This window comes from Rhodococcus sp. NPDC076796 (assembly GCF_040702765.1).
In the GTDB taxonomy this organism is placed as follows: Bacteria; Actinomycetota; Actinomycetes; order Mycobacteriales; family Mycobacteriaceae; genus Rhodococcoides.
Window position 1 is genome coordinate 46376 of record NZ_JBFBMS010000009.1, and the last position, 18096, is coordinate 64471.

Annotated in this window: 25 protein-coding genes; 4 read left to right on the plus strand and 21 right to left on the minus strand. The window is 62.6% G+C overall.

The genetic code is table 11. The features are described 5' to 3' along the window. Positions 1-123 precede the first annotated feature (123 nt). From AB0366_RS22010 to AB0366_RS22105, 20 genes are all read right to left on the minus strand, one after another. On the minus strand, positions 124-444 hold the full coding sequence (locus AB0366_RS22010) for a hypothetical protein (RefSeq protein ID WP_366245814.1): 321 nt from the start codon (positions 442-444) through the stop codon (positions 124-126). 850 nt (positions 445-1294) lie between these two features. Then, positions 1295-1537 carry a hypothetical protein gene (locus AB0366_RS22015; protein ID WP_209912219.1) on the minus strand — a complete coding sequence of 81 codons (243 nt, stop codon included), beginning with the start codon at positions 1535-1537 and terminating at the stop codon, positions 1295-1297. A 696-nt stretch (positions 1538-2233) separates the two neighbouring features. Beyond that, positions 2234-2632 carry a hypothetical protein gene (locus tag AB0366_RS22020; RefSeq protein WP_366245815.1) on the minus strand — a complete coding sequence of 133 codons (399 nt, stop codon included), beginning with the start codon at positions 2630-2632 and terminating at the stop codon, positions 2234-2236. 94 nt (positions 2633-2726) lie between these two features. Beyond that, on the minus strand, positions 2727-3071 hold the full coding sequence (locus AB0366_RS22025) for a hypothetical protein (protein ID WP_052061393.1): 345 nt from the start codon (positions 3069-3071) through the stop codon (positions 2727-2729). Then, entirely contained in the window at positions 3071-3292 is a 222-nt protein-coding gene (locus AB0366_RS22030) for a hypothetical protein (protein ID WP_209912212.1), read from the minus strand. The genes AB0366_RS22025 and AB0366_RS22030 overlap by 1 nt, the downstream gene beginning before the upstream one ends. Positions 3293-3386: 94 nt before the next feature. Further along, positions 3387-3842, minus strand: coding sequence for a hypothetical protein (locus AB0366_RS22035; RefSeq protein ID WP_032399774.1), 456 nt, complete (start codon positions 3840-3842; stop codon positions 3387-3389). A gap of 64 nt (positions 3843-3906) precedes the next feature. Next, entirely contained in the window at positions 3907-4152 is a 246-nt protein-coding gene (locus AB0366_RS22040; protein ID WP_209912210.1) for a hypothetical protein, read from the minus strand. A gap of 58 nt (positions 4153-4210) precedes the next feature. After that, a complete protein-coding gene (locus AB0366_RS22045) occupies positions 4211-4654 on the minus strand; it encodes a hypothetical protein (RefSeq protein ID WP_366245816.1) in 444 nt (147 codons plus the stop codon). A 98-nt stretch (positions 4655-4752) separates the two neighbouring features. After that, positions 4753-5808, minus strand: a complete 1056-nt coding sequence (locus AB0366_RS22050) for an ATP-grasp domain-containing protein (protein ID WP_366245817.1) — start codon at positions 5806-5808, stop codon at positions 4753-4755. 15 nt (positions 5809-5823) lie between these two features. Beyond that, entirely contained in the window at positions 5824-6321 is a 498-nt protein-coding gene (locus AB0366_RS22055) for a hypothetical protein (protein ID WP_366245818.1), read from the minus strand. A gap of 98 nt (positions 6322-6419) precedes the next feature. Next, a complete protein-coding gene (locus AB0366_RS22060; RefSeq protein WP_057472993.1) occupies positions 6420-7409 on the minus strand; it encodes a DNA cytosine methyltransferase in 990 nt (329 codons plus the stop codon). Positions 7410-7933: 524 nt separating this feature from the next. After that, positions 7934-8338, minus strand: a complete 405-nt coding sequence (locus AB0366_RS22065; RefSeq protein ID WP_366245819.1) for a hypothetical protein — start codon at positions 8336-8338, stop codon at positions 7934-7936. Between the two features lie 297 nt (positions 8339-8635). Continuing rightward, positions 8636-9322, minus strand: a complete 687-nt coding sequence (locus AB0366_RS22070; RefSeq protein ID WP_366245820.1) for a hypothetical protein — start codon at positions 9320-9322, stop codon at positions 8636-8638. Between the two features lie 29 nt (positions 9323-9351). Continuing rightward, positions 9352-9648, minus strand: a complete 297-nt coding sequence (locus tag AB0366_RS22075) for a hypothetical protein (protein WP_366245822.1) — start codon at positions 9646-9648, stop codon at positions 9352-9354. A gap of 229 nt (positions 9649-9877) precedes the next feature. Next, complete coding sequence (locus AB0366_RS22080) at positions 9878-10297, minus strand: hypothetical protein (RefSeq protein WP_366245823.1); 420 nt, start codon at positions 10295-10297, stop codon at positions 9878-9880. Further along, positions 10294-10857 (minus strand): DUF262 domain-containing protein, encoded by a 564-nt coding sequence (locus AB0366_RS22085; protein ID WP_366245825.1) that lies wholly within the window; start codon positions 10855-10857, stop codon positions 10294-10296. Before AB0366_RS22085 ends, AB0366_RS22080 begins: the two co-directional genes overlap by 4 nt. Before the next feature lie 47 nt (positions 10858-10904). Then, positions 10905-11453, minus strand: coding sequence for a hypothetical protein (locus tag AB0366_RS22090; protein ID WP_366245827.1), 549 nt, complete (start codon positions 11451-11453; stop codon positions 10905-10907). 100 nt (positions 11454-11553) lie between these two features. After that, positions 11554-12285: a hypothetical protein gene (locus AB0366_RS22095; RefSeq protein WP_366245829.1), complete on the minus strand. Its 732-nt coding sequence runs from the start codon at positions 12283-12285 to the stop codon at positions 11554-11556. A gap of 204 nt (positions 12286-12489) precedes the next feature. Further along, the gene (locus AB0366_RS22100) at positions 12490-12795 is read right to left on the minus strand and encodes a hypothetical protein (RefSeq protein WP_209912198.1); all 306 of its coding nucleotides are present in this window, start codon (positions 12793-12795) and stop codon (positions 12490-12492) included. 248 nt (positions 12796-13043) lie between these two features. Beyond that, positions 13044-13505, minus strand: coding sequence for a single-stranded DNA-binding protein (locus AB0366_RS22105; protein WP_032373222.1), 462 nt, complete (start codon positions 13503-13505; stop codon positions 13044-13046). A 351-nt stretch (positions 13506-13856) separates the two neighbouring features. On the opposite strand from AB0366_RS22105, the gene AB0366_RS22110 reads away from it, so the two are divergent. Further along, positions 13857-15071, plus strand: coding sequence for a hypothetical protein (locus AB0366_RS22110; protein WP_366245830.1), 1215 nt, complete (start codon positions 13857-13859; stop codon positions 15069-15071). Positions 15072-15190: 119 nt separating this feature from the next. Further along, positions 15191-16039: a hypothetical protein gene (locus AB0366_RS22115; protein WP_366245831.1), complete on the plus strand. Its 849-nt coding sequence runs from the start codon at positions 15191-15193 to the stop codon at positions 16037-16039. 95 nt (positions 16040-16134) lie between these two features. Here AB0366_RS22115 and AB0366_RS22120 read toward each other — a convergent pair whose 3' ends face one another. Beyond that, positions 16135-16308 (minus strand): hypothetical protein, encoded by a 174-nt coding sequence (locus AB0366_RS22120; RefSeq protein ID WP_155288619.1) that lies wholly within the window; start codon positions 16306-16308, stop codon positions 16135-16137. 248 nt (positions 16309-16556) lie between these two features. Between AB0366_RS22120 and AB0366_RS22125 the strand changes: the two genes are divergently transcribed. Together AB0366_RS22125 and AB0366_RS22130 are read left to right on the plus strand one after the other, a co-directional pair. Beyond that, complete coding sequence (locus AB0366_RS22125; protein WP_032373219.1) at positions 16557-16940, plus strand: hypothetical protein; 384 nt, start codon at positions 16557-16559, stop codon at positions 16938-16940. Then, positions 16937-18085 (plus strand): hypothetical protein, encoded by a 1149-nt coding sequence (locus AB0366_RS22130; RefSeq protein WP_366245832.1) that lies wholly within the window; start codon positions 16937-16939, stop codon positions 18083-18085. The genes AB0366_RS22125 and AB0366_RS22130 overlap by 4 nt, the downstream gene beginning before the upstream one ends. The last annotated feature ends 11 nt before the right edge of the window (positions 18086-18096 follow it).

Consider the following 18096-nt stretch of genomic DNA (forward strand, 5'->3'; position numbering starts at 1 on the left):
CGGTCGAAGTGACCATCCCGCCGACCAGCCACAGCAGGAAAGAGGCCTCGCTGCAGAAACGAGTTGTTGCGAAAATAGAAAGCCCCGACCCCCTGCGGGAGGATTCGGGGCCAGCGGTGAGCTCTACTTGCGTTCGTAGATCAGAAAGCCTGTCTGCGCGCCGAGCCCAACGAACCTGAACTCGTCGGATCCGAACGCCGCTCGGGCAACTGAGCTACCCAGAGCAGGTGGCACGGTCCCGTCGACGTGCACGCGATCGTCGCGCAGCAGTACTCGGGGCAATTCCAGAGCGACCTGCTCGAGGGTGACGCCGCACGCTATCTCGGTGTCGGTCAACTTGTGTTTGTAGATGTTCATGGTGCCTTCCGATTGGGAGCCGGGATTGTCTATGCGCTCACGCCGCCTGTTCGAGACGAATCTCCTGGCGTGCTCGTCGTCGGTCACGCCGGTTGGCACCGGTCTTCAGGTTCTTGAGTTCGCCGGCGCGCCAGTTGTGTGCGCGACGATTGCCCGCAAATGCGTCAAACTCGCTTCCCCCGACTGTCTTTCGCTTGGCCATAATGTCCACCTTTGCTATCGCAGTGATCGGTGTTGCTCGTGGGCGTTCTCGATGGCAGCTCCGCTGCCGCCTTCCGGGAGCTCGGCCGGCGGGGTCGGATCAGGTTCGAGAAAGCGACACCCCGAACCTCGCGGGGAGGTTTCGGGGTGTGGGCGGCGAGCAGGGAGACTCACGCAGCGCAGAGATCGACCAGCAGGTCGCGGTATCCGCATGCAGGGCAGATGCAGGCAGGCTTGTGGTTCTGGTCGAAACCGGTTTCCAGCTCGAAGGAAACGTCGGAGCCGTCGACACAACCGTTGGGGCAGATAGGCATGATGTTTCCTTCGTTCGGAGTGATCTGATTTCTTCGATGTGGCTTCCGACAGCAGCTCCGCTGATGTCTCTTTGTCCCGAAAACACCCCTGCCGCAGGTCGATCGATCACCGCGAGTCGACCAGAGTCAGATCTGCAGTCGACGCTTTCCGTCACGGTTTACAGCCCCGGGGGGATCGACCTCCCCGACGATTGCGGCACTGCAGTAACACCTGAGTCCGCACGACGCCCTGCGGATGCGCCAGGTGCGTCCCGTGTTCACATCGGTCATCACGGCACTTTCGGCACTTTTCCGTTCGATCGTGTCGTACCGAGCGACATCGTCGAACGACACCGCCAGCTGGACGCGACCCTGCGAGTCGCGTTCGAGCCCGGTGAGCTGGTCATCGTCGTAAGGGCTGAAATTCAAGACGTTCGGCGCGGTCACCATGTGTTGACGCCGTTCTCGAGCACCGCTGCGGTTTCGCCGTTGTAGTCGACGTCGATCACGACGCCGTCCCGGTGGTGGCCATCTACCTCGATGACGAGTCGGCCGGTCTGACGATCGACCCACACCTCGACAGTCGCCAGCGGGTCGCCGTCTGCGGTGGAGGTGGCGAACGCGCGGTGTTGCAGTTTGCGACTGTCGTGGGGGACGACATCGACGGTGGACTGTTGACCAGTCATGGGCTGATTCCTTTCTAGGAGTGTGGCTTTGAGATGCTGCGGATGTGTGTGGTGCAGCCGCGCAACGGGGGCTATCCGGCTTCGATTCCGGAAGCAACGTCGTGCTCCAGGGGTTGCTGACAGCTCGGCGACCACGAAATGGTGGGATCGAGAGCGCGAGCAATTTCGATGATGCGCCCGCGCCGCAGTTCGGACTCAGAGCAACAGATGTCTTCGCCACCAACGGGGTAGCTGGGGTGATCACTGGCCACGATGCGGCAATCCCAGCTGCTGTCGTGGCAGCTGGGCACGCAGGAGTCGGTAGGTCCGGGGTGCCGCGTCACTGGCAAGACCACGATGCGGTAGTCGGCTGCGCAGTCGGGATGCCCTCCACCGTTCCGACCAGGAGCTTTGTGGACTTTGCGCGCGGGTAGCTCGATGAGGTGGTGTCGCGCCGGGTACGGAAGGGTGACAGGAAGCAGCGAAAGGCCGTGATCGATGGAACCGATCGGCGCTTGAGCGAGCCTCGATGCCTCTTCGGCATCGGATTCGAATAATTGGATGCCTTGGAAGATCATGGTGTGCTCCGCTCGGTGAGGTTCTCGATTGTGATCGGGCCGGTCTCTGCGCGGCGATGTCACTGTTGTCATCGGCGCTGCAGATGTTTTGTCCGGCAGCGCTGTTCGTCGAAACGACCGATCGACGAACAGCGCTGCGTCACACCTCCAGAACCCGACCGCGACGCAGCTCGGACTCCGAGATGGAAAGGTCATGACCACCGACCGAGTAACTGGAATGATCGCTGGCCATGACGCGGCAACCCCAGTAGTCGTCGTAACGGCGGGGCAAGCTCTCGTCGGTGCTGCGTCTACTGCGTTTGAGCGGAATCACCACCAGACGGTGACCACCGTCGCACTCGTGACCGAGGCCGCCGGTCGTACCCGAGCAAGGATGAATCTCCCTCCAGGGCAGTTCGATCAGTTGATGCTCATTGGGATGGGAGTTGGTGACCGGCAGCAGCGACAAGCTGTGGCTTGTGGAGCCGACGGGAGCCTGCGCGAGCCGGCCGGATTCCTCGTCGTCGGTCTCGAAGAACTGAATACCTTTGAAGGTCATGATTACTCCGATGTCGGGTGTGAGTGATTGCTCGTCGTGTCGAGGGGTCTTCTGTCAGCGGCTACGCCGCCGAATCAGTAGTTGAGTGAGGGGGTCACCGATCGTCGATTCGAGGTTCACACCGTGGGGACCCGGGCTCGGGTAGGGCATGTTCGGTATCGCCGAAGAACCAACCTTGATCAGCAGAGGACGCCGATGAACCCCGATAATCCAACGGCCGGCCGGCCACCGTCCAGCACGCGTAATGCCAGACGGTGGCATCGAGTCCGACTGCGTCCGCGCCGTCGAGCGCGCCGTAGCCGTCGTACGAGCCGGCGTGGATGCTTCCCTGGGGTCCGATCGCAACACCGTTGTTCATCCATCGATTGACCGGTGATGTTGCGGCCAAGGACAGCAACGGGTGCCCGCAGTCGACACAGTCCTCACTGAAGAACCCCATTACCGATCACCTTCGGTCGTCGAAAGGCGAACCTGAGCAGGGTCAGTTGGGGACAGAGAGGCAACGCCGGCATCGCTCACGCGGTAGCTCAGGCCTGCGAGAGCGGAGAGATTGTCGATGATCGTTGCAATCGTGTCGACATCTTCGTCACCGCGGTGGTGGTCGGTCAGCAGTGCCTCGGTTTCCGCGACGACCTCGGATCGCGTTGTACGTATGGGCATTACGGGTCTCCTTCGGTATGGACAATCGGGTTCGGATCGAAAGAAAAAGCCGCAACAACCCAAGTCGGGATGTCGCGGCCTTCTTGATGAGAGGTCAGCTCTTGAGCGCGATGGCGAGAGACTTCGCCGTGCGGTCGGTCACTCCCGAGTACACACGCGCGGATCCTTCGCCGCCGGTGATTCCCCAGCGGATCTTGGTCCGTGCGGAGCCGGCAGCCCGACGGACGATGCCCTCGCCGCCGGCGCGGACCACGTTCTCGTTCAGGTTGCGCAGGTTGCGCAGCTCAGCGAGGAGATCACGGGCCGTGTAGCTCGGGAGTCCGGTGACGGCCGGATTCTCCAGTGCGTCTAGGTGTACAGCGAGATCCTCGACGTAGGCACCGAAGGCAGTGACGGTGGCGGAGTCATTGGCGGCCACGAACGCGTTGTAGCGGTCACCGCGAGCGTTCCATTCGGTGACGATGGTGCGCTGTTCGGCGACCCAGGCGTTGAGGTTCAGGCCCAGGGCCAGAGTGAGCTGTTCCGGTGCGGTGGCGGTGAGTGTGGTCATGATGTACCCCTGTCGTGAAAGTCTGGAGGACGGTGGTTCGACCGGGTGTGGTCGCCGATCCTGTTCAGGCATTTCTCCGCAGGGCTGCTCTGCTGCCCCGTAGTTGCTCGTCCTGTCCGTAATGGAATCCACCGGACAGCCGCGTTGTTGGTGAAGCCGTCGACGACGTTGGCACGTTCTGTTGGGCATTGCTGACGGCATGGATGACGTCGAGAGCTGAGGTGGCGACCGGATCGAGCCGAAGGCTCTCGCACAGCAGAACCCAGTTGAGAGCGTTGCTTTCGAGCGGAGTGAGAGCGCTGGCGGTCATGGATGTGCTCCGTTGTGTCGGCGGGCGTGCGGGTAGCGGTGTGAGGAAGAGCCCTGGGTTACTCGAATCGGTCGTGTACCGAAATGATGTTCTGGGGGTAGCCGGTGAGATGTTCGAGCAGTTCGGGTAGCCGGCTGTCGGTGGTGCCCGCGTAGTTGCCGCTGGCCATACCTCGGCGTATGCCCGCTTCGACGGGAGCAAGGTGCATCTTCCGTGGTCTGCGGGAATCCAGGGACGCGCTGTAGCGCAGAACGACGGCCGGGGCGCTAGAGGTGGGTGCGAATACTCGGGACTGTTCGGGTAGTGCGGTGACGCGCATTCCGACGAGTGGGTAGAACAGCATGTTGTCGTCTTCGTCGGCGTCGGTCTCGATCCCGATGAGAGTGACCCGCTCGTGGCGGCCGGTGAGCCCTCCGAGTGTGAAGTCGGTGGCCAGCTGCGCATCCCGATACACGGAGAGGATCAAACCCTTTCCTTCGTTGGCGATAGCGTTTTTCGACATGATTCGTCTTTCTGTATGGAACTGGAATGGAATCAGGCCGTTTCGAGCGAAACGGCCTCCTGTGCAACAGGCTTCGGGACATCTGCGTCGAGGTGCGGTCAGGCCGGCGATGCGTAGTCGTAGTAGCCCTTGTCATCGCTCCGGATGAGCGCATCGGCCAATCTCTGTGCGTCGCAGGCATAGAGGCCGGAGTTGGGAAGAGTGTTGAATTCGATCACGACCGAGCGCCCCTGGTCGGGCACGTGAGCCAGGTCCACGACGTACGTTCGCAGTCCGATGGACGCGAGGTGCTCGATAACGGGCCCAGCTGCGACGAGATGAGCCGCGACGGTGGCCGGATCGTCGGTCACGGGACTGTCGGCCGCGGCCGCGATGCGGTTGCCTCGCCGGACCCGCATTGCGGTGTCGAATGGAGTCGGGCCGCTGTGATCGAGCGGTGTGTACTCCTCGATACACGCGGCACCGGTGATGGGCCGGCCGTCCACGACGAAGATCCTGTACTCGCAGGTCATGTCGATCCACGGGCTGACAAGGAAGGCGTCGGCCTGGCCGTCGAGACGGACCATCGACCAGTCGAATGCCTCGTGGAGACGGTCTTCGACGGTGCGGTGATCCGCGTCGAGTTCGATGCGAGCAATACCCAGTTTGTGGCCGGCGATCTTGACCACTGCTGCGACGTGACCGGCGGCGTGCAAGGCAAGGAGATGCGGGATCAGGTGACTCGCGGGCGGATCGGCGATTTCGCTGTCGTGCATGCACGACGCGAAAGAGCGGCCGGTCATGCTGTGAGGCAGTGCCGCGAGCACCCGTTCGAAGTCATCGACGGTGTGCGATCCGCCTTGCTCTCGTCGCGTGAGCGGGCCGGTCCGGTGTGCGAGATCTGCCCGTGACCAGTCCGACGTGCCGGATCGGCGTTCGGTCTTCAGACCGGCGGCCATAGCGGCGCGGCGAGTGGTTGCGATTCGTATGGCGTCTTCCCAGAAGTCTTCGACGTCACCCTGCTCGTCGACGGGCCCGATGTCGATGCCGGCGGCCTGGACGTCGGCGAGGATCGCGTTCATCAGTTCGAGGCGAGAGCCTTGGGCGGGTAGACCGTCTCTGGTGATCAGACCGGGGAAGGGTCGGAGCCCATGACTCATGAACAGGGTGGACATACGTGATCGATCCCTTCAGTCGGTGAGCGATGTCGAGGCGTCTGTATCGGCCTGATCGGTGTCGTCTTCTCGCGCGACGATCTGTCCGGTTGCCCACATCCAGTAGCCGAGATCGGTGTCGCCGTTCTTGACCTCGGAAACCCAGTCGATGCGTGGGAAGTCGACCACGTCGCCGTGATAGCCGTGATCGGCAATCAGTTCGACCATCCGCTCGGCAGCGGCCACGGGGTGGCGTTGATCGTCGATCCCGGAGCGGTTGGCCTCGCGCACCCGGTCGTCGAAGAAGTCGCTCCGAAGAAAATCCTCGTCCGCGTGCGCCTTCCTCGGCCAACCCACGACCTCGAAATATGGTGCAGCGGTGACGTCGTCCTCGCAGTTGCGGACGCCGCCGGTCAGATCATCCCCGTCCTGCGTGAGGTACGAGATATAGGCCTCGGCCTCTGCGGCCGAGCGAGCGTTGATGAGGGTTGTTGTGGTGGTGGTTTGAACGTGGGTGATGTTGTAGGTCTTCATGATTGGCCTCTCTCGATGGGGGGTTACGAAGCAGTAGCGATCCGTCGGGTGCGTCGCGGTAGGGGAACACCCCACAGGACCCGGTAGGACGTGATGTCCTACAACAGTGCAGCTTTGACTCGACCACCGATCCATCGCGCGGCATCGACGGACACTGCGTTACCGATCTGCTTCTTCACTTCGTCGACCTTCCCGGTGAACTCGTAGGTATCCGAGAACCCCTGTCCGCGTGCACATTCACGGTTGCTCAGCATGCGGAATCGGGGCCCTTCATCGGTCAATGTGGCGACGCCGTGATGGTTGCCGCCAGCGGTGATGGTGGCCAGCGGGTGCGCGTCTGCGCGGCGAGCCTTCGCATTGCGGCGGTAGGTCACCAGGTGTGGGGTGTCGAAGTGGGTGATCTGATCGATCTGGTCGGAGACGTACAGCTTCCGTGTCACGAGCTTGCCCGGGTCGGGGTCCAGAATGCTCAGTGCGGTGGTCCGTTTCGGCTCCCTGAGAGTGAGGTCGACGTTCCCGTCACGTGTGAAGATGGCGAAGTACCGGATCCGGCGCTGGGCCGCTCCGACGTCCGCCGCATCGAGGATGATGACCTGATGGCAGTACCCAAGAGCTCGCATCCCGGCAAGCCACCATGAGTACAGCGACCAGGCTTGGAATTCGACCACGTTCTCCACGATCACCGCGTCGTAGCTATGTACTTCCGTCGCAGCGATGACAGCGAACGCCGTAGCTCGATCGACGGATCCGGCGTCGGCACGGCGCATCTCCTCCAGGACGGGAGGCTGTGTGCGGCCACCCGAGCGGGCGTGCCAGACGCAGGAGGGTGACGCCCAGAGAACGTTGGTCGACGGGAAGGCCCGCCAGTCCACCTCCGAGAGATTCGCAAGGATGTGCTCGGTGCCAGGGTGGTTCTTCTGATGCGTAGCGATGGCGACAGGGGAATGATTCGCGGCCGCGGCGACGTGGAATCCGGCTTGGGTCATCCCTTCCGAGCTGCCTCCGGCTCCGCTGAACGCGTCCGTCATGGTGAGTGTGACGCCGCGCGTAGTGTGCTTTCGGCGCGGTTGGGCGCGTGTGCTGATCATCGGTGAGCTCCTGGGTGGTGTTGCGGCGCGGCGGTCCCAAACCGCTCGACGACGAGGTGCGAGCCGAATCGAGGGTGTGTTCGGGTCATATCTGTCGCCGCAGGGCTGCTTCGCTGCCCGTATTGCTCGACTGATCAAGATGCCATCAGGGCTGCTCGCGAGAAAAAAGGAGGGACCGCAACGCGGTGTAGCACGCGTTGCGGTCCCGATTCCGGATCGACGAGGTCCGGGGTGAAGTTCATCCGCAGCGCACCCCCGGTAGCGAGGGAGGGTGCGCTGCGGAGTAGGAGGGCGCGTGTCAGGTCGCGCTTGCACGCGGTGCCTGAACGCACCCTCTTCGCATGACGGCGCTCAGGCCGTCCGGTTCTTGGTGGCGGAATTGGTTTGCGTGACTGCTTGTTTCACGCTGACCATTCCACTCACTGCTTTTCCGGTGGGCGCTGTGCGCCCATCCGCGTGTTGCGAGCAAAGCTCGTGCCCGACAGGGCCCTAGCTGTACTACTCAGGTTTGTGGTCGCACGCAGTTACGGGCTCGGAGTCGGTCGACGCTGCGCACCATCGAGCTGGTCGAGTCGGACTTGTGCCGCGGCCGCAGCCGCCTGGGACGCCTCCAGTTCCTTCAGAGCCGCCACCCGTGCTTCTGCGAGTTGCGCTTCGGTCAGCTCCTCGACCAGGGTCGACAGTGCCGGGTTCTCGCTCTCGTCGATCTCGAGGACGACGGTGATCCGCGTCTTCATGTCGCCGTAGCCTGCCGCGTTGGGGTCTATGAATGTCGTGGCGTTTCGATAGTCCTTCCGGTTGTACGTTCGCGCGACCTCGAATGTGTCGAAGGAATGCCACGCAGTGTTGAGCTCGGCGAGGATGTCGAGCACCCGTGCTCGGGCTTCGATGCCGTGATGCTCGTTGGAGGCGAAAACTGATGGATTCATGCTTATGTCCTATCGACCGCTCGAGGTGTTGAAGCTAGGGGTTCGTGTTTGAAGTCGTTTTACGGGTCGCCTTCTTGAGGATTTGCTCTGGCGTTTTGGTCCACACGAATGGCATTGCGCGGGCATTCCAGCCATTGATGAAGGCACGAATCTTGGTGGTGAGATCGGTAACGGACGTGAGACACCGCACCTGCGTGCGATCTCCGAGTTCGAGACTCCGTGCGCACTGAATATCTGTGGCGCAGCGAATATCTGTGGTGGTTAATTTAGGCCGAAGCGTAGGCGGCTGCCGACTCACTAGACGTGTTTGCCTGCGCTCGGTGACGGCTGAATGGCTGTCGGATCGGCAGCCACGTCATAAATTAAGCGAAACTCTGTGATGAGTGACCCCATCTCGTCGTTCGTGATACTGATCGCTGGGCGTCTTGCGCGGAGGTGGCGGACCAGCTCCGTTGTCGGCCACTGTAGTTCCGCGTAGAAGCTCGTGAAGGATTTTTCGCTCCGAATAGCGTACTCGCGTACCTGTGAAATCCAGTCGTCATCGTTGCGGCGAAGCATGTCGATGGCGACGTCCACGTCACCGACGTGGGTGCGACCCGGGTCAAGATAGCTACCGAATACGTAAAGCCGATTCACAGTTAGCAGCTTGCTCGGGTCGGCGTTGTATTGGCCCGCGCGGTCCACGATTTCGTGCACATATTTATCCGCTGTCGCGCGGGTGATTGGTCGGGAGAAAGAAGCCTGCGCCAGGGCGTTGCCTTGAGTTGTAGTGACCCAGAAGTCCTGTCCGTCGGTGGTCGCGCCGGATCGTTCAAGGTAGCCGGCAACGGCCAGGGCGCGGAGGGCGGACATGGCTTCTGCGTCGGTGATACCTAAGACCTCGGCAGCGACCCCGGTGACGTGGGGGACGCGGTACCAGCGTGCCAAGGTGCGGGCTGTGGTGGCGGGTAGTTCGGCGATCTCATCGTTCTTGCTGACACGCACCCGAATACCCTTTCATACCCGATGCCACTTCAAATGCTGTGAGTGACCAACCGGATGGCTGGGATCCTATGCGGCGTGGACGTGCGGATGATGTCGATCGGTTCCGCCTCGGCCGGGGTTGCGATGGGGTTCAGTAGCCGGCGGATGAGGGAGACCAGTTTGAATGCAGCCCACAGGCTCGATCCGACCGCGATCAGGGTCGCTGAGTTAACCACGCCAGGTATGTGGCCGACGCCGAAGACGAGAGCCGCGACGATCAAGGCGAGGTTGATGGCGACGAGGTCGCGGCGTAGAGAAGGCGCGGTTGTACGTGAGCTGTGTGTCATGACGGATCCGTTCGTGGTGAAGGGGCGGCTGGCGCAGGGAACGAAGCAGCTGCCGACTATGTGATGCCGTAGTGCTGTCGAGATCGCCTCTGGCGGCGGCTGTGCCGCTGATGTGTCTGGTCCTGCAACGACAAGTACGGCACCGCGTACATCCACGAAAAAGACCCTGTTCCACTTCCGGTAAAGGAAGCGGAACAGGGTCTTCGGCTCGGCCTGGCCGAAGGTCCGACTACTCGATCAGCGGACGCAGGCCGAGCGCGAGTTCTGCCGCGGCAATGGCCTCGTTCTTGCGGCCTTGCCAATCCGATGGATCACCGGCCTCGATTCGTACAGTGCTGCTCAGTGGGAACTCGTACGGGAGAGTCCCGGCACCGGCCGAGATCCACAGATGAAATCTCCCGCCCGTCTTCCAACTACCGTCGGCCTTGAGATAGGCCGCGCGGTCGTGTGTGGCGTTGACCCACTGCACTTTCCCGATGCCGCCGTCGTCGTAGTCGTAGATCGGACTGACCCGTTTGTCGGGACCCCGTCCTTTGCTATACGCCTCCTCGGGTGTGACTGCGACAGGGAATCCGTCCAGCCAAAATCTGTCGATGTCGGCTGCCTCGTGGTCGTGCAACTGAACCCAGCCGTCGGTGTATACCTTCATGAATTCCTTTCGTTTGTCGTGGTTGATCCGTCGTCGATGATGAGGTCCGGATCGACATCCCCCTGAGCGAGGCCGCCGAAGTTCACGAGCTCGAACAGTTCCCGCTCGGCGTCCATCGAAGCCATGCGACCCTCGCAGACTCCGATGGTGAGGTGTTTGAGGCGGCGCTGCGTCGCAAGGTCCAGGTCGGAGTGGAAGACCCATCCTTCTATCGGACGGCCCGAATCGGCATGGGTGAACCATGCTCCGTCGAGTGAGAACCCCCCGAGAAGAAAACCGGTGATTGCGCTGATGCGCTGCTTGCCATCTACGATCGCGAACCACGCACAGGACTCTCCTCCTGTGTCCGGGAACTCCGCGGAAAGCCGGTCGTTGACGACCAGTGCAGGGATCGGGATCCCCGACAGAAGCGAAAACCACAGTGCGCGTTTACGTTCGAGACCCCAGACCGTACCGCGCTGATAGGGAGGGTTCGTGTCCAGGTGGTCGAGATAGTGCGACAGGAACTCGATGGGTCGATTTGTCACCGTGAGCGAGGCACGTGGCAGGTTGATGGGCATTCGGAGGACCTTTCTGTGCGCAGTGGCGTCGTACAGAGTGGGAACGGTCAGCCGGTTGCGGTATCGGCCTGGTCTGAGGATGCGACCGCTTCCCATTCGGTGGATCGAATCAAGACCTGTCGGGCAGCGGGGCCATGCACGGCTCTCAGAGTAGCGATGTACCCGAGAAGCGCCTCGAAGCCGGACATTTCCCTTCCGGCGCAGTGGTCGGCACCGTCGACGGCAAGATCGGAGATCAACGTCAGTGTTTCGGTCTCATCGAGACTGCGTTGGAAGCGGTGGGCGATCGCGAGGGACCACACGAGCGAACGCCATTGGTGCGCAAGCGCGTCGGCATTACCACCGGTGGCTGTCCATCGGCAGAGGCGAGCGGCTTCGTTGCAGAGAGCTGCGAGTGCGGGCACCTCGGTAGCGACTCCCCAGAGGGGATGGTCGAGCATGTCTGCGAACCACGCCCATCGGCGGACCGGACAGTCGAGGACTTCGGGGAGGTCGACGTGGCCGAGGCTGAGGTCGACGACTAGATCGACGAGCGGGCAACTGTAGTCTCGCAACTTCTCGGCGAAAGTGGGGTGGTGGACGTGCGTGCTGGTCATGGTGGGCCTTCCAAGAGTGAAGTAGGCGCGCATGCGAAGTCAGGCCCTGAGCTCATCGGGAGCAGGGCCGGGGTACATGCGGGGGAGGAGGGCTAGCAGGTCAGAACGGGACTTCGACGGCGGCGTCCGCGAGGCTGATGGAGTGGGCAGCCAGCCGAGAGTTGGCTGTTGAACCGGCGCTCTCGCGTGCATGAAGAAAGCGCAACGACCAGTGGGTGGTGACCATCCGCGCTGTTGTGTCGTCGGACCAGAAGAGCCGGAACGGTGTTCTCTGGCCGCCGTCCGGGCTCCACACGATGAGGGTGGGGATCCCCGCGCGGACCGCTGAGTCGACGCAATCCCAGGTGCCTTTCGACCGGCCGAGCTGCGGGGCTTGATTCCTGGACACGGTCGGCATTGCCAATAGCAGTTTGGGTGCGAGAGCGATCATTGCCGCGTTGCGGCGATGTCCAGCCATAACGCACACGTCGGTGCCGACGTGCCGAGGTGGACACAAGCTGACGCGCTGCTCCGGATCATCGGCAGCGAAGTTCGGCATGGTGAAGATGTGGGTGCCCCACTGGGCAGGGTGGCAGACGGTCTCCCACCCCGGCGTAGCGTCGCCGGCTGCCTTCCACACGGCGGTATCCGCTCCACCGGCACCGCCGTGATCGAGCAGTAGCGGTTGGGAGTCGGAGACGGTGTCATCGTCGAGCAGGATCCGAGCAGCGATCAGTGCTTGTGCGCCGGCGGCAGCCTGGGCTTCACTGGTGGCGTGTCTACATCCCGAGGTCAGTACACGCCGCCGGCCGGCATGTTGCGGGGGAATCGAGTAGATCCGATAGTCGGACATGGGGGCGCTCACTTTCGTCAGGGACGGGTCCTGGCACGTGCGTTGCTTCGTGCTCCTGTGCGTCCTGTCAGCGGCTCTGCCGCTGCGTCGCCGACGGTGAACTGATCTCGTTCTGTCGGAACAGAAACGCCCAGCTCGTCCCACCAGAGATGAGACGAGCTGGGCAACAATCGGCTCAGTCGACTGTCTTCAGGGCGGTGAGTGTCAGAGTCCGCCCAACACAATGGTGAGATCAATGACGGTGTAGCAGACGACCACCGTGAGCAGAATGAGTACCGCGCAGCAACCGACCAGAATCTGGCGTTCACGGCTCGTAGCCCTCAACCGTCGAATTTCTTCGAGCAACAGATGCTCAGCGACGCCAGGCTCGTACTTCTGATCGTGCTCGAGCACAAGGGTTTCCACGGCACTCTCTCGCCGGTTGCGTAGCAGCAGGCCGAGGAGAAGCCAGCCACCGAGAACACCCACCACGACGAGCGCAAGCATCAGTGTCAATGTGGTCGGATTCATCACCAGGGAATTTCCGCTTTCTTCTCGAATGGTTTGGTTTGCAGCGCTTGCGTGTCGGGGGCGTCGATTATGATGGCGAACAGACCGGCTCACCCGTCCCCCCGGGGGAAGTCGGTCGAGTGGCGCAAGCCCTCGAAAGTGGCCGCCCTGAGCCCCCCGCACAGGGCGGCCACTTTCGTCCTCCACGATGAAATCTCAGAGCCGGACACCCGTTCAGGGTGTCCGGCTCTGAGGTATCGAGATCGTTGTCAGGCGAAGGGCCCGTCGGCGTTCTCAGCGGAGGCCTGCTCGACGGGACCGGTTGCTGCCGCGGCAGCATCGGTGCCACCCTCGGTCTCGGCGTTGCGCTTGCGCCGCGCTGCGGTCTCGGCCTTGCTCTCCTCGAGCACCACGTTCTTGATCTCGTTGGTCGCCTCGTAGACGGGCTTGCCACCACGGGTGAAGGACTGCGTGTAGGGCTCGTAGAAGATGCCCACCTTGGATCCGCGCGTGACGTAGCTGTAGACGCCCTCGCCCTTGCCCTGGGGGATGAACCCGGTCAGGTCGACGTAGCGCGGCTTGGCCTCGTCCTCGCTCTTGCGCACGAACTCTTCGGAGTACGCGAGCGTGATCTTGACGGTCTTCGAGCCGTCCTGGTTGTCGAAGAAGACCGGGTCACGGGTCAGGCGGCCGGTGACCTTGGCGAAGTTGTTGGCGTTGATCTGCGTCATGATTTTCTCCTGAGGTGTGTCCAGGGTGGCCCTGGTTCGATTCGGATGGTCGACCCCTGCGACTGGTGTGTCAGTGGGGGCTCACGGCTTCTCCGGCGAAGGCTCTGCCTGTCGCGGTTTGTAGCTCGTGATTGTCCGTGCACTTTCTCTCGAAGTGCATCGGTGCTATCGCATTTTTCTCGCCAGCGGCTTCGCTGCTGGATTTTTGTGAACTGCTCACTTTCCACACCGAGAAACTCTGACTGATACTCTTTCGGCAAGGACACTACGCGCCATCACCGATCTGCACTAGCTCTGACCAGTGTTGATGACCGCGATCGAAGCGCAACGAATGCAGACTGGAGTTTCTCGGTGACTAAATCGACACGCACGATCGCGGCGGCCGCGATGGTCTGTACCGCGATCCTTGCGTCGTCGGGATGCTCGCTTGTGACCACCAGCGGTATCGACTACTCGTCGGCGAGCGCCGAGCAACCCGCGGGCGCGCCCAGGATCGTGGAAATGACGGTGACCACGTCGTGGCCAATGAGGAACGCGAGCAGGATCCGAGGCATGGATACGCTGGCCGACGGGAAGCTAGTGGCGATCGCGGCACCCGACGTTCCGAATGGTGCAGCGGGGGCATTGTTGTCGATCGACACGGAAGTGAGCACCGATGTCGATCCGACGACCTCGCTTCACCCGATCGCCTTCGGTACCGATTACGCAGCAGCTCAGGCGGCGATGATTCAGATCGCCAGAGGGTGGGCCGTTGCGGTGGGGCCGGACGGACACACGGTCATCAGTGCGGGCACTCGCTACGGCGTTCTGGGAGACCTGGGGTTGTCACCAGACGAACCGGGGAACTTCTTCGGGATCGCCACCGACAAACCCGGATCGCCGATAACACCTGTCACGGGAGCATGCTGGTTCCCCGGCATCGGTGACGAGGCCGCCGGCACATTGACCGCAGACGGGTCGAACACGCTGGAGCGTCGTATCGCTTCACCAGCCGGTCCTGGGGACGGGCGACCCTCGCGAGTACTCATGCAGACAGGGCCGCGGCTCGGCCTCCGTGAGGATCAACAATCCATCACCGATCAGAAGGGGCCAGCGGCACCGCCGAGACTGGCTCCCGCGCAGGAACTCCTCGTCGGTGGACTCGCCGATATGGCCTGCTTGGACAGCACGCAGGTCGAGGACCTGCGTAGTGCAGGTGTGACGGAGGGACTGCGGCCCGGGCGCGGTGCTTCGGTGTTGGCGGTCATCGACCGTCAGCTCGCCGACTCGTGGTTCGACAGCGGCGTCGACCTTGCGAAGAAGACGGTCGAGTGGCACCCCGAGGGAACACACAGCAGTGGTGGGTTGGTCGGTGAGGCAACGGCTGCCGGGCCGGATCGGCTCGACGCGGTGGCGATCGACACCGGAACCGGTGTCGCAGTGGCCGGGTTTCACCTTCAGGGCGAGGGTGTTGCCGACGACGCGCAAATCACGAGCCTGACACTCGACAAAAATGATGGTGCCCGAGGTTGGGTGACGATCCAGGGCCAGGACAGACTGTATGAATTCGTTATTGGTGTGAGATAGTCAGCTTGAAACTAGAGAAAGAAACTCCGCATATAGGACATGAGCAGACACACCACCTGCAGTGGCCAACACTTCCGAGCGCTCATGTTGCGGCGGGGGATATACGGAAAGACGAACTGATGACGACGCCGAACGGACCCGATCAGCCGGGCGCACGCCCTGGCCCGCCCTCGCCTGAGCCGCCGTACAACCCTCGGCCCAGCGTGCCTCGGTCCGTGATTCTCGGCGGGGCTGCGGCAGTCGTCGCAGTGATCGTCGTGGTCATCCTGGTGGTGTCGCTCAGCGGCGGTGAAGACGAGAGCCCGAACGGGGCCTCGGACGGGGCCGAAACCAGCATCAGCTCCAATACCGAGACGCCGAGGTTCGCGCCCGTCCTGAGTAACGCAGCATTCACCCGGTCCGGTTGGTACGACAAGGCGACACAGGAGCCTGTCGCCCCGCCTCAACGGATCACGATCACCGGCAGCATCGACCTTCGGGCAGACGTCGAGTCGATCGGCTACGGCCCTGTCGAGCAGAGCATGCCCAAGATCGCGAAGTATGCGGACACCGATTCGAGCTTCCCTCGAAACCCGGCAGTCACACTTCTCGTCGACGACAAAGGGGCGCTTCGGATGTTCTGGTCGTGCGAAACCATGTACGACAAGCCCGTCGGGGCCAACTGTGGCACGCCCTACAACCTGACACTGGACATCTCGGGCACCGAGCCGGTCGTCGTTTCCAAAGCGACCGGCTCCGTGGACTACGGCAGTGAGTCGACCACTTCGTCGCGGGAAGAAGACGGGAACATGTCGGTATCGAATCCCGACCGGCTTCCGTCGTCCACACTGGCCAGTGACGAGAGGACCGGCGCGACAACAGCAATGGTGCTCGGGGCAGTGCAACCGAACGAGAGCCGCAGCAAGGTCTACTTCGTAGTTCCGGATTCGCTCGAACTCTTTATCGGAGAGCTCGAAAGCAGCCGATAGGACCCGGCTGGAAACAGAACCCCGCATCGGATGCCGACGCGGGGTTCTGTTCTTGGCGGTGAAATGAGCGAGCAGGCAGGTCTGCTGAACTTTGTTCAGCCGGCGGTCGGCGCGACGAGATAGTCGGGATCGCCGGGTTCGAGAGCGTGCGCGCCGTTGTGCTGATCTGCCGCGTCCTCGGGGGTCATTCCCCGTGCTCCGGGGCTCAGCGTTCCGGCTGCGATCTGACGCTCGGTCCAGGAACTGATGGCGTCCTTCATGTCGGTCATGGTTGTCCTCTCTCGATGCTGTGTCGAGGGCGCATCCGCCACCGGCTCCGCCGGAGGGCCAGGGTCGACTGGAAGACGATGCCGTGCGCACACAGCCGAGGCCGGCGCACCTGAATGAGAAGTCCAGAAGTTATTGTCGACCGACCCAAGCGAGCGACTATGCGCAGGTGAAGTGCTGTACCGTAAGACGTCATAGCGCGTCGTAGGAAAACTACGACGACATATACGAGAAGGTGGAGCGATCTCAAGTGGCAACCGAAGGCAAAGAGAAGGTGTCCGTCGCTCGCCCTACGATCAGGATGAATCTCCAGACCTACGAACGTGCGAAGTTCTGGGCGAGTCGAGAGGCCGAAGCGGCCGGAACGACGCCGAATTTCAATGACTTCGTGAGCGCGGCGGTGGAAAACGAGATTGCTCGCCGATCGGGCGTCGAGATCGATGCTGACAACATCTTGACCGGCCGTATCAACCAGATGGCCGATGCCGTGAAGTCCATGGAGACACAACTCGATGCCATGAGCTCGATGGTGAGGACGACGTTCTCGACGTTGATCGAGCTCGCTCGCGGCGACAGCATCCTCACCGATGCCACCGACGAGGAGGACGGCGAACTGGACGGGGTGCGGAAATGAGCGCCAGCGAAAGCCAGAACGACGCAACCGCCGACCCGCTGGTGAGCTGGGAGTCCATTCCTGGGGCAGGAGGATCGCGAGCGGAGCAGGACGGAGCCGACACCGAGCATGCAGGCAGCGCGTACGAGCAAGTGCGCGGACTACTCGCCGAGCCAGGACCACGGGTTGGTACCAGCCGACTCAGCGAGAAGATGGCCGAAGAGATGGAGTCGTTCGACCAGCGATGGAGCGAACGACCTGTGTCCTCACTGGTCGCAGCCGGCAAGAAAATGGTCGACACCGGACACACCGCCGGCCTCGATCGCTTGCTGGGGCTGGCCTCACCCCCAGCAAGCGTGCCGGACGGCGTCGACGAGATGGCAGTCGCGACACCCGATGACGAGGACACCGCGGCTGAGCCGTCCACAACGTCAGCGCTCGACGTCGAGGTACCCGATCAGTCGACCCCGCCTCCGGTCGAGCAGGTCGCGAGCCAGGAGCGTTCGACGGTGGCGACCGCGAACCATCGGTTGGCGGCCGCGCAGGAGGCGTACCGATCGCTCAACCCGGTGGAAGTCGAGATCTTTCTCGACGAGGCCGAGTTGCTGCATCGTCAACAAGCGGCGGCCGCAGCCTCACGCTCACAACGACTGGCGCTCGACAGCCTCAACGAGCAGGAGGGTCGCATCCTCGCCCTTCAGCGAGACCTCGAGACAGAGCGTGCCCGAGCCGATGTTGCGACACAGGAGGCAGCGGCCGTCAACGAAGCCCTCGCTGCTCAGGTGGCGATGCTCGAGGGGCGACTCGAACTTGCGGCAGCCGAAATCGAATCGCTGCGTCGTATAGAAGGAGACGATTCCGAGGGCGGCGCGGGACGGCAGTTGATCAAGGGTTCGGACGATCTGCGCCCGGCGGACGCCGACGAGCCGCACAGCTCTGCAGAGACACGCGAGAACGCCGACGCCGACGCTGACGCTGACGAGACAGTGGACGACGCGTACACCGCGCTGCCGATTGAGGTTGCTTCGGAACAGCCCGATGACGTGCTCGCAGCGGACGTGTCGGTCGACATCCCGGACGAGAGCAGCAGTGTCATGCGCGAGGCCCTGCAGCGCCTCGCCAACGGCGAGCACGAGCACTCAACGCAAGAGGCTTTCGGTGAGTAGAGAGACGACAG